Here is a 12,090-nt window from a genome sequence, read left to right on the forward strand (position 1 = left end):
AAATGAGGGAATATATAAAAAATTATAATGAATGGATGAATAATCCATATTTTGATGATGAAACAAAACAAGAACTAAAAGCAATTCAGAACGACGAAAAAGAAATAGAAGATAGATTTTACAAAGAATTAGAATTTGGAACTGGAGGACTTAGAGGAGTTATTGGTTATGGAACTAATAGAATCAACAAGTACACAGTGAGAAAAGCTACTTTTGGACTTTGTAATTATATCTTAAAAAAGTGTAAAGAAGACGGTCAGAAAAGAGGCGTAGTAATAGCCTATGACAGCAGACACAAATCAAAAGAATTTTGCATAGAAGCGGCAAAGACATTAGCAGCTTGTGGAATAAAAGCTTATATATATGACAGCTTGAGAAGCACACCGCAATTATCATTTTCCGTAAGATACTTAAATTGTGTAGCAGGTATAGTAATAACTGCAAGTCACAATCCACCAGAATATAATGGATACAAAGTTTATTGGTCAGATGGAGGACAAGTTTGTCCAGATATCGCAAACGAAATAATACAAGAAGTAAACAAAATAGAAGATTACAGCAAAATCCCAACTACTAAACTTGGCGATAATTTAATCCAAGTATTAAATAAAGATATAGACAAAGCATTTATAAATGAAGTAAAAAAACAAATTATAAATCAAGATGTAATAGATAGAGTTGGAGACAAAATAAAAATAATCTACACACCGATACATGGAACAGGTAATATCCCAGTAAGAGAAGTCCTAAAACAATCAGGATTTAAAAATGTAGAGGTAGTAAAAGAACAAGAATTACCAGATAGTAATTTTTCTACAGTTGAATATCCAAATCCAGAAGAAAAAGCAGTATTTGAAATAGCTATAGAAATGGCAAAAGAATCTGGTGCCGACATAATACTAGGAACAGATCCAGATTGCGACAGGGTTGGAGTTGTAGTAAAAAACAACGAAGGAGAATATGTAGTACTTAACGGTAACCAAGTTGGTTCATTATTAGTAGACTATGTAATCAGTAATAATAAAGAAAAAATATCAAATGTAGTAAATCCAACAATAGTAAAAACAATAGTTACATCAGAACTAGGAGCTAAAATAGCAAAAGAAAATGGTGTTGATTGTATAGACACATTAACAGGGTTCAAATTTATCGGAGAAAAGATAAATGAATTTGAACAAAATAAAGATAGAACATTTGTGATGGGTTATGAAGAAAGTTACGGATACTTAGTAGGAACTCATGCAAGAGATAAAGATGGAGTAGTATCTTCACTTTTAATATGCGAAATGGCAGCTTATTACTACGATAAAGGAATGACTTTATACGAAGGGCTTCAAGAAGTATATAAAAAGTACGGATATTATAAAGAAGAATTAAAATCTATAACTTTAAAAGGAATTGATGGCATGAAACAAATTCAAAATATTATGAATAGTTTCAGAAATTCAGGTATAGATTCAATAGCTGATATAAAAGTTAATGAGATTAGAGATTATAAAGAAGGAATAGACGACCTTCCAAAATCAGATGTTCTTAAATTTATATTAGAAGATGGAAGTTGGATAGCTGTTAGACCATCGGGAACAGAGCCAAAGATTAAATTCTACTTTGGATGTAATGGAGATAATCAAGAGATTGTTGATGAGAAATTAGAATTGATAATAGAAGATATAACAAATAGAGTGAATAAGTAGGGGGAATAAAAATGAATATAGTAGTAGCTGGAACTGGATATGTAGGACTTGTAACAGGAGCATGCTTATCAGAAGTAGGGCATAATGTTACATGTGTAGATATTGATGAGAAAAAAGTTGAAATAATGAAACAGGGAATATCACCTATATATGAGCCAGGATTAGATGAATTATTGGAAAGAAACTATAAAGAAAATAGATTAGACTTTACTACTGATTATGCTAATGCATATAAAAATGCAGATATAGTATTTATCGGAGTAGGAACACCGGAAAGAGCAGATGGTTCCGCTAATTTAGATTACGTATTCGGAGTATGTAAACAAATAGCAGAAAATGTAACAAAAGATTGTTTAGTAGTAGTAAAATCAACAGTTCCAATAGGTACTAATGATAAAGTAGAAGAATTTTTAAAAGAAAATTTAGTACATAATGTTAAGATAGAAGTTGCATCAAATCCAGAGTTCTTAGCACAAGGAACTGCTGTAGTTGATACACTACATGCATCGAGAATAGTTATAGGTGTTGAATCTAGAAAAGCAGAAGAAAAACTAAGATATGTATATGAAAGATTTAATCAACCTATAGTTGTGACAAATAGAAGAAGTGCAGAAATGATAAAATATGCATCAAATGATTTCTTAGCATTAAAAATTTCATTTATGAATGAAATGGCAAATGTTTGTGAAATAGTGGGTGCAGATATAGAAGATGTTGCAAAAGGAATGAGCTATGACCCTAGAATAGGAAACAAATTCTTAAATGCTGGTCTTGGATATGGAGGTTCTTGTTTCCCAAAAGATACAAAAGCACTTCACTGGTTAGCTAATGATAATGGTTATGAAATAAAAACTATAAAATCAACAATTGAAGTAAACGAAAATCAAAAGTTTAAATTATTCAGAAAGGCTAAACAAGAATTCGGTTCATTAAAAGGAATGAAAGTGGCGGTGCTGGGACTTACATTCAAACCTGGGACAGATGATTTAAGAGAAGCACCATCAATACCTAATGTTAGAAGATTATTAGATGAGGGTGCTGAAATAGTAGCTTATGATCCAGTGGGAATAAATAACTTCAAAAAATTATATCCAACTGAAATTGATTATGTAGTTTCACCAGAAGATGCGTTAGAAGGTGCCGATATGGCATTTATATTTACAGAGTGGAATGAAATAAAATCTTTAGATTTAAGTAAATATGAAGAATTAATGAATACAGCTGTGATATATGATGGACGTAATTGCTATGATTTAAAAAATGCTAAGGAATACAATGTAGATTACTATTCTATAGGAAGAGAATCAATCTTAAATAGAGAAGAAATAAATGAAGAGGTTGTATAGAAGAATTTAATTTGGAGGAATGTAATATGAAAAAGTACAATTTATTAGACAAAAATAAAGTAATATTAGTTACAGGTGCTGCAGGATTTATTGGATTTCATCTTTCAAAACAGCTTTTAGAAAAAGGGGTTAAAATAATTGGATACGATAATATTAATGAGTATTATGATGTAAGACTGAAATATGCAAGATTAGATATTTTAAATCAATATGAAAACTTTACATTTATAAAGGGTGATTTAGCTGATAAAGACAAGGTAAATGAATTATTTGCAACATATAAACCAGAGATAGTTGTAAATTTAGCAGCACAAGCAGGAGTAAGATATAGTATTGAAAATCCTCAAGCATATATGGATTCAAATATAATAGGATTCTTTAACATACTAGAAGCTTGTAGAAATTATACAGTTGAACATCTAGTATATGCATCATCAAGTTCTGTATATGGAGCAAATAAAACTATACCATTCTCAACTAATGATAAAGTAGATAATCCAGTAAGTTTATATGCAGCAACAAAAAAATCAAATGAACTTATGGCATATTGTTATAGTAAGCTTTATAGTATACCATCTACTGGACTTAGATTCTTTACAGTATATGGGCCTTATGGAAGACCTGATATGGCATATTTCTCATTTACAGACAGAATTATGTCAGGGAAAAGTATAAAAATATTTAATAATGGAGACATGCACAGAGACTTTACATATATAGATGATATAGTAGAAGGAATAGAAAGATTATTATGCAATCCTCCAAAAGAAGATGAAAATAACGTTCAACATAAAGTTTATAATATAGGAAACAATAAGCCGGAAAAATTAATGGACTTTATACAAACTTTAGAAAATTGCTTAGGAGTTACTGCAGAGAAAGAATATTATCCGATGCAACCAGGAGATGTATACCAAACATATGCAGATGTAACAGATTTAATGGAAGATTTCGATTTTAAACCAGATACATCAATTGAAGAAGGATTAAGTAAATTTGTTAAATGGTATAAAGAAGAATGGTCTAAGGATCAAGATAAACAAACTGTATTATCATAGTTTATAAAATATAGATATCAATTAAAAAATTGATATCTATATTTTAATGAAAAAATAGGAGTATGTATATGAGTAAAAAAAGAGTTCCAAAATTATGCTTGGTATCTTCTTCGGGAGGTCACTGGGAACAACTTAAAAAATTACAGCCATTGATTGATAAATATGATGGTTTTTATGTAACTGAAAAAACACACTTTGATGCAGATGCAAAATATTTGATGTGCCAAACTGATTTAAAGGATAAATTGATGCCATTTAAAATGTTAGTTAATGCAGTAAAAACATTGTATATTTGGTTTAAAGAAAAACCAGATTTTATTATTACAACAGGTACAATGGTAGCATATCCATTTTACTTACTTGCTATAATTTTTAAAAAGAAATTTATATTTATTGAGACTTTTGGAAGAGCTAATATGCCAACTGTAGCTGGTTTGAAGATGGAAAAAAATACAGATTTATTTATTGTTCAGTGGGAAAGTCAAAAGAAATTTTATAAAAAAGCAATATATGGAGGGTGTTTATATTGATATTTGTTTGTGTTGGATCAAGAAATTATCCTTTTAATAGACTATTTGTTAAGTTAGATGAATTATGTGAGAAAGGGATTATAAAGGAAGATATATTTGCACAGATTGGAACATCCACTTATATTCCTAAACATTTTAAATATAAAGATTTCCTTTCTCAGGATGAGTTTCAAGACTTAGTTAATAAATCTAACTTAGTTATAAGTCATGGTGCATCAGGTTCAATAATGAAAGCTCTTAATGCAGGAAAGGAAGTAATAGCTGTTACAAGACTTGAAAAGTATGGGGAACATATAAATGATCACCAAATTCAAAATAATGAAGCATTTGCATCTAATAATTATGTACAAGCCGTATACGAAATGGATGAATTAGATAATGCTATAGAATCTTATTATAATAAGACAACAGGAACGATTCCATGGGAAAATAAAAATCCAATGTCTATTATAAATTTGATTGATGAATTTATACAAAATAATTGGTTATAAAGGGAGCTTATATGAATAAGAAAAAAATATTAAAAAAACTTAAGTATAGCCTTCGTATTTTACCAGATTCATTATATATTCAGATATATTATTTTATAAGATTTAAACGTCTTTGTAATTTGGAAAATCCAACAACATACAATGAAAAATTACAATGGCTAAAATTAAATGATAAAAATCCAGAATATATGAAAATGGTTGATAAGTATGAGGTTAAAGAATATGTTAGTAAGATTATAGGTGATGATTATATTATACCAACATTAGGTGTCTGGGATAAATTTGATGATATTGATTTTGATAAGTTACCAAATCAGTTTGTATTAAAGTGTACTCATGATTCAGAAGGTCTAGTTATAGTAAAGGATAAAAATGAACTAGATATTGAGTCAGCAAGAGAAAAAATTAATATTGCTTTGAAGTACAACTTTTATTATATAGGTAGAGAATGGCCTTATAAAAATATAAAGCCTAGAATTATTGCAGAAGAGTATATGGAAGATAGTGTATATGGAGAGCTCAGAGACTATAAATTCTTCTGTTTTAATGGTGAACCTAAGGCAATGTTTATTGCATCTGAGCGTAGCCAAGGAAATGTAAAGTTTGATTATTTTGATTTAAGTTTTAATAACTTAAATATAATACAACACTATCCAAATTCAGAAAAAAGTATAGAAAAACCTGTACAATTTGAAAAAATGATAGAATTATCTAAAATATTATCGAAAGATATGCCGCATGTACGTGTTGACTTCTATGAGGTTAATGGTAAGTTGTATTTTGGGGAGTTAACATTTTATCACTTTAGTGGATTTATGCCATTCCAACCAAGTAAGTGGGACAAAATATTTGGAGATTGGATTGAGTTACCTAATTTATCGATAGGAGTGGATTAGAATTATGAGTGAGAAAAAAATGAAGTGCCTATTTTTAATAACAGGTATGCCTATGGGGGGAGCAGAAAGGGTAATGTCTACATTGGCAAATGAACTTGTATCACAAGGACATCAAGTTAGGTTAATAACGCTTAAAGAGGCTATTTCAGCATATAAACTGGATCAGCGTGTTGAATTTATAGGTGGAAATGCAAAAGCAGAATCTCATAATAGAGTAATTAGATTTGTTCAAAGTTCTATTGCCGCGATTAAGGGAGCCATATTTTATCGTAAACAGTTGAAGGAATATAATCCAGATATAGTTTTATCTTTTTTAACAAATACTAATTTACTTGCAGTTATAAATAACTATATCTCAAGAAAAAAATATCCTATTATAATTTCTGAACGTTGTGACCCTAGAAAAAGATCAAAACTATTAATAAATCTTTGTAATAGAGTATATCCGCTAGCCGATTGTATTGTTTGCCAAAGTAGAGAAATAGAAAATTATTTTTTAGAAAAAAAACCTAATGCAATAACATCAGTTATACCAAACCCAGTTAATGAGGAGTGTATTAATACCCAAAGTATTAATAAAAGAAAAAATCTTATTGTTTCAGCAGGTAGATTAAATAACCAAAAAAACTATGACTTATTAATTGATGCTTTTTCAGATATTGAAAAAGATTATTCAGATTATTATGTAGAGATATATGGTCAAGGTCCAGAAAAAGATAGACTGCAAGAAAAAGTTAATCAATTAGGATTACAAGAAAGAATTCTATTTAAAGGTGTGAAAACTAATGTTATGAAACATATATCAGATGCAAAACTTTACATAATGTCATCTGATTTTGAGGGTTTTCCAAATGCCTTAGTTGAGGCTATGGCTTCAGGATTGCCGGTAATTTCTACTGATTTTCCTACGGGGGTTGCTAGAGAATTAATAAGGGATGAAGAAAATGGATATGTTATACCGGTAGGAGATAGAAAAAAGCTTTCACAAGCTATGGTAAAAATAATTTCTAATGAAGAGATTCAAAAGAAAATGTCTACTAATAATGTTAAGTTACGTGAACAGTTAAATGTCAACAATATTGTTAGTAAATGGAATAAATTATTTATGGAGACTATTATGAAGGAGAAAGATTATGCCGGCAATTAAGAAAGTAATGAGTAATCCTATCTATTATGCGATTATTTTTATAGGTAGGATTTTACCTAAAACAGTTAAATTTGATGCTATTTATCTTAAAATACTATATAGATTTAAAATGAAGAAATCATTAGACCTAAAAAATCCTCAAACGTATAATGAAAAGTTACAATGGTTGAAATTATATGATAGAAATCCAGACTATGTAAAGATGGTTGATAAATATGAAGTAAAAAACTATGTTAAAGAGCTTATAGGTGATGAATATATAATACCAACTATTGGTATATGGGATAAATTTGAGGATATTGACTTTGATAGTTTACCAGAACAATTTGTACTAAAATGTACACATGATTCAGGAGGATTAGTAATTTGTAAAGATAAATCTAAGCTAGATATTAAAGAAGCTAAAAGAAAAATAAATCATGCATTAAAACGTAATTACTATCTAAATACTAGAGAATGGCCATATAAAGATGTAAAACCAAGAATTATTGCTGAAAAGTATATGGATGATGGATCAGGTCAATTAAAAGATTATAAATTTTTCTGCTTTAATGGCGAACCTAAGTCTCTATTTATAGCATCTGATAGAGGCATAGATACTAGATTTGATTTTTATGATATGGATTTTAATCATTTAGATTTTATAAATGGATATAAGAATTCAGGAAAGAAAATAAGTAAACCTCAAGGTTTTGAGAAAATGGCAGAATTAAGTAGAAAACTATCTAAAGGATTACCTCAAGCAAGAATCGATTTTTATGATATTAATGGAAAAATTTATTTTGGGGAGATTACTTTTTTCCATTGGAGCGGATTAACACCATTTAATCCAGAAAAGTGGGATTATACATTTGGGGAATGGATAGAGCTAGAAAATATAGATTTGGAATATGTGGAGGTAATCTAATGCTAAAAAAAATGATACGAGCTGCAAGAGAACCAAAAAGAATTATTAACCATATGGCATATAAGGGATTTTTTGATAAGTTATCTGATGAAAAATATATTAAGCTTATGTTTACAACTAAATTGGGATACTATCCTAATTTAAAACAACCTTCAACATATAATGAAAAAATTCAATGGTTAAAATTAAATGATAGAAAAGAAGAATACATAAATTTAGTTGATAAATATGAAGTGAGAGAATATATTAAGAATTTGATAGGAGAAGAATATTTAATACCATTAATTGGTGTATGGGAGAGTGTAGATGAGATACCATTTGATAAATTACCTAAACAGTTTGTTCTTAAAGGAACACATAATTCTGGTGGAGTTATAGTATGTTCAGATAAAGAAAGATTAGATATAGAAAAAACTAAGCAAAGTTTATATAAAACATTGAAACGTAACTATTATTATCAAGGAAGAGAGTGGCCATATAAATTTATTAAGCCAAGGATTATATGTGAAAAGTATATGGGAGAGTCAGATGGGAGGGTTCCAGAAGATTACAAAATTATATGTTTTAATGGAGAACCTCAAAATATAATGGTTTGTACAGGAAGAGAAACAGGGAATGTGAAATATTATTTTTTTGACTTTGATTGGAATTTCTTACCGTATAATAGGGTGGATGTAAACACACCAAAAGATTTTACGCTTCCAAAACCTAAGAACCTAGAAAAAATGAAAGAGTTAGCAGAAATTCTTTCTAAACCATATGATTTATCTAGAATAGATTTATATGAAATTGAAGGTAAAATATATTTTGGAGAAGTAACATTATATCCAGCATCAGGAATAGATATAGATATTACTAAAGAAATAGATAAACAATGGGGTAGTAAAATTAATTTGAAAGAATTAGGTACATATAATGAGAATGTCAAATTATAGTATAAAAAAATCATCAATTGAGGATTTCTGTGTTTTATTATTGATAATAAGTTTGTTTTCATTAAAGTCTATACCTGGTGTTATGTATATAGGTCAAATTTTATTTTTAGTAATAATAGCTATTAAGATTAATAAAGAAGGTATATCATTTAATTACTATACCATATTCAATATAATGTTTTTAATTTGGTCAATAATATCTATTTTTTGGTCACCAAAACAATCATCTACTATAAAGGCATTAAAACCACTGTTGCAACTTACTGTATTATGTATATGTTTATTACAATATTATAGAAATAATTGCCTTGAGAAAATAGAAAAAACGTTATATTATTTTTGTATTTCAAGTGTAATTTTATTTATAGTTATTTTTCTAAAAACACCTATTTCAAGTTGGTTAGAAATAATTAAAGAAACAACAAATGCTTCTACATCAGCTGGAAGACTAGGCCCAACTGTAGGGTTCCAACCTAATGCATTAGGAATAATATTATCATTTTCATCCATAATATGGTTATATTTATTTTTGAAATATAAAAATAAATTTTCAGCATTTATGTACTTGATATTGTGTATTTTAATTATATTTACAAAATCACGAAAAGCATTAATAGTATTGCTTATTGGCAGTCTTATGTATTTTATTTTATACAAAGGTGGAAAAAAAAGAATGATTATGATGACAATAGGAGCAATATGTGGACTAGCTATAACATATTGGAGTATTTTAAATATACCTTTTTTATATAATATGATTGGTTTTCGTATGGAGGGTATATTTAGTATATTTGATTCAGCTTATGTTGCAGATGCAAGTGTAACCACGAGATCTGATATGATAAATATAGGAATAAATTTATTTGCTGAGAAACCTATACATGGTGTAGGATTAGGAAATTTCTCGTACTATTACTATTATTTATTGGGGGGATGGGCTGAAACATATTCACATAATAATTATGTTGAAATACTATCAGGATTAGGATTAATAGGATTTTATTTATACTATTTTATACCGTTTAAGATGTTATATATTATGATTATAAGGAGAAAACAATTTTTCAGTTATAATAGAGAGTTATTTTCACTTATATTAATACTTTTAAGTCTTAGATTATTTATTGATTATGGAATGGTAGTATATGATGATGAGTTTATACAACTGTTAACAGTTATATTATACAGTGGTATATGCTATTTAAATTTTGGAAGTAAAATTAAAAATAAAGAAATTATAAATTAAATCAGTGAGGAAATAATAATGAATTCAGCATTAGATATAAAAATAATAAATGCAGCAAAATGGTCATCTATAACTGAGATTTTATCCAAATGCATTCAACCAATATCAAATATGCTTTTAGCACGTATATTAGCTCCGGATGCATTTGGAGTTGTAGCGACTATTAATATCATTGTTAGTTTTGTAGATATGTTTACTGATGCAGGTTTTCAAAAATATATTATACAAAATGAATTTAAAGATGAAGAACATTTGGAAAAAAGTTTAACGGTAGCCTTTTGGACTAATTTGATATTGTCATTAGGATTATGGTTGGTGATTATTATATTTAAAGATAATATTGCTCAATTAGTAGGAAGTCCAGGATTAGGATTTACTATAGTTATTGCATGTATAAGCTTGCCATTAACATCATTTTCTAGTTTGCAAATAGGTTACTTTAAAAGAAAGTTTGATTTTAAAACATTGTTTTTTTCTAGACTGATAGGTATTTTAATACCTATTTTTATAACATTACCATTGGCATTTAAAATGAGAACATATTGGGCTTTGGTAATTGGAACAATATTAACAAATCTATCAAATGCTATAATATTGACATATAGTTCACAGTGGAAACCAAAACTTTTTTATTCGGTAGAGTTATTAAAAGATATGTTTTCATTTAGTATTTGGAGCTTAATTGAACAGATTACGATTTGGCTAACATTATATATTGGTACATTTATTGTAGGTGTTTATCTTTCGCCTTATTACCTAGGTATGTATAAGACATCTATGACAACAGTTAATCAAATAATGAATTTGATTACAAGTGCAACTACTCCAATTCTATTTTCAACATTATCTAGATTACAAAATAATAGAAAGAAATTTATAGATGTATTTTTTAAATTTCAGAAATATATCGCAATTATAGTATTACCAATGGCAGTAGGCATATTTATGTATCGAGAGTTAATAACACAAATATTATTAGGAAGCCAATGGAGTGAAGCCACAGGATTTATTGGTCTTTGGGGGCTTATGAGTGGTATTGTTATTGTATTTGGATATTATAGTAGTGAGGTTTATAGATCATTAGGGAAACCAAAATTATCAGTATTATCACAAGTACTACACTTAATATTTTTAGTTCCTTTACTTACTATAAGTGCCCAAAAAAGTTTTGTTTTACTTTATAGTGCACGTAGCTTGGCTAGAATACAGGCGATTATTGTAGATATGATGATTATGTGGATTGCAGTTAAAATATCTCCGATGAAGATGATTAAAAATGTATGGCAATATTTGATTGCATCCATATTAATGGGCGGATTAGCTTATTTACTACAGAATATAAGTTGTGGTATAATTTGGAGTTTCATAAGTATATTGATTTGTATAATATTTTATTTTTTAATTATATGTATATCTAAAAATAATAGATATATTATAGCAAAAATATTAAAAAGCATAAGTGCAAAAGTTAATAATTAATAATTTATTTATTAAATTTCGGTGTTTTCTTCTGTAGTTTCTTCCGGTGTTTCAGAAGCCTCTTCTGTAACTGCCTCATCAGTAACTGCTGAAGCTGTTGCTTTGGTTTCTTCTTCGTTTTCTTCACCGGTAGCAACGATCTTTACCTGTCCTTTGTAAAGTTCATCAATGGCAATAGCAAGAGGTTTCTTTCCTGCTGTACCGGAAACAAGAGGCTCTGCTCCTGCAATCAGCTGTCTTGCTCTTTTACTGGTGGCGAGTACCAGAGAGTAACGACTGTTCAGCATCATGGTGTTGTCGTCTTCCTCTACATTGTTGTTGATTGCCTGAATCAGTTCTGTATATGACGGATGTATCATAT

12 protein-coding genes are annotated in these 12,090 nt (G+C 28.5%); 11 read left to right on the forward strand and 1 reads right to left on the reverse strand.

Annotated elements, in window-relative coordinates; translation table 11 throughout:
- Window positions 1–2: 2 nt before the first annotated feature.
- From RDX53_RS06230 to RDX53_RS06280, 11 genes are all read left to right on the forward strand, one after another.
- Window positions 3–1,694, forward strand: a complete 1,692-nt coding sequence (locus RDX53_RS06230) for a phospho-sugar mutase (protein ID WP_307993856.1) — start codon at window positions 3–5, stop codon at window positions 1,692–1,694.
- 11 nt (window positions 1,695–1,705) lie between these two features.
- Window positions 1,706–3,040, forward strand: a complete 1,335-nt coding sequence (locus RDX53_RS06235; protein WP_307993857.1) for a UDP-glucose/GDP-mannose dehydrogenase family protein — start codon at window positions 1,706–1,708, stop codon at window positions 3,038–3,040.
- A 26-nt stretch (window positions 3,041–3,066) separates the two neighbouring features.
- Window positions 3,067–4,098, forward strand: coding sequence for an NAD-dependent epimerase (locus tag RDX53_RS06240; protein ID WP_307993858.1), 1,032 nt, complete (start codon window positions 3,067–3,069; stop codon window positions 4,096–4,098).
- A gap of 68 nt (window positions 4,099–4,166) precedes the next feature.
- The gene (gene pssD / locus RDX53_RS06245; protein WP_307993859.1) at window positions 4,167–4,628 is read left to right on the forward strand and encodes a PssD/Cps14F family polysaccharide biosynthesis glycosyltransferase; all 462 of its coding nucleotides are present in this window, start codon (window positions 4,167–4,169) and stop codon (window positions 4,626–4,628) included.
- The gene (gene pssE / locus RDX53_RS06250) at window positions 4,625–5,119 is read left to right on the forward strand and encodes a PssE/Cps14G family polysaccharide biosynthesis glycosyltransferase (protein WP_307993860.1); all 495 of its coding nucleotides are present in this window, start codon (window positions 4,625–4,627) and stop codon (window positions 5,117–5,119) included. The genes pssD and pssE overlap by 4 nt, the downstream gene beginning before the upstream one ends.
- An 11-nt stretch (window positions 5,120–5,130) precedes the next feature.
- Complete coding sequence (locus RDX53_RS06255) at window positions 5,131–6,015, forward strand: ATP-grasp fold amidoligase family protein (RefSeq protein WP_307993861.1); 885 nt, start codon at window positions 5,131–5,133, stop codon at window positions 6,013–6,015.
- Between the two features lie 19 nt (window positions 6,016–6,034).
- Window positions 6,035–7,162, forward strand: a complete 1,128-nt coding sequence (locus RDX53_RS06260) for a glycosyltransferase family 4 protein (protein WP_307993862.1) — start codon at window positions 6,035–6,037, stop codon at window positions 7,160–7,162.
- A complete protein-coding gene (locus RDX53_RS06265) occupies window positions 7,149–8,069 on the forward strand; it encodes an ATP-grasp fold amidoligase family protein (protein WP_307993863.1) in 921 nt (306 codons plus the stop codon). Before RDX53_RS06260 ends, RDX53_RS06265 begins: the two co-directional genes overlap by 14 nt.
- Window positions 8,069–9,004 carry an ATP-grasp fold amidoligase family protein gene (locus tag RDX53_RS06270; RefSeq protein WP_307993864.1) on the forward strand — a complete coding sequence of 312 codons (936 nt, stop codon included), beginning with the start codon at window positions 8,069–8,071 and terminating at the stop codon, window positions 9,002–9,004. The genes RDX53_RS06265 and RDX53_RS06270 overlap by 1 nt, the downstream gene beginning before the upstream one ends.
- Window positions 8,991–10,250 carry an O-antigen ligase family protein gene (locus tag RDX53_RS06275; RefSeq protein WP_307993865.1) on the forward strand — a complete coding sequence of 420 codons (1,260 nt, stop codon included), beginning with the start codon at window positions 8,991–8,993 and terminating at the stop codon, window positions 10,248–10,250. The genes RDX53_RS06270 and RDX53_RS06275 overlap by 14 nt, the downstream gene beginning before the upstream one ends.
- An 18-nt stretch (window positions 10,251–10,268) precedes the next feature.
- Window positions 10,269–11,729, forward strand: a complete 1,461-nt coding sequence (locus RDX53_RS06280) for a lipopolysaccharide biosynthesis protein (RefSeq protein ID WP_307993866.1) — start codon at window positions 10,269–10,271, stop codon at window positions 11,727–11,729.
- A gap of 11 nt (window positions 11,730–11,740) precedes the next feature.
- On the opposite strand, the gene rpoZ is transcribed toward RDX53_RS06280, so the two are convergent.
- Window positions 11,741–12,090: DNA-directed RNA polymerase subunit omega (rpoZ, locus tag RDX53_RS06285; protein ID WP_307993867.1), on the reverse strand; the 350-nt coding region annotated here is incomplete at its 5' end.

It is taken from the genome of uncultured Intestinibacter sp. (assembly GCF_902468165.1).
Lineage (GTDB): Bacteria > Bacillota > Clostridia > Peptostreptococcales > Peptostreptococcaceae > Intestinibacter.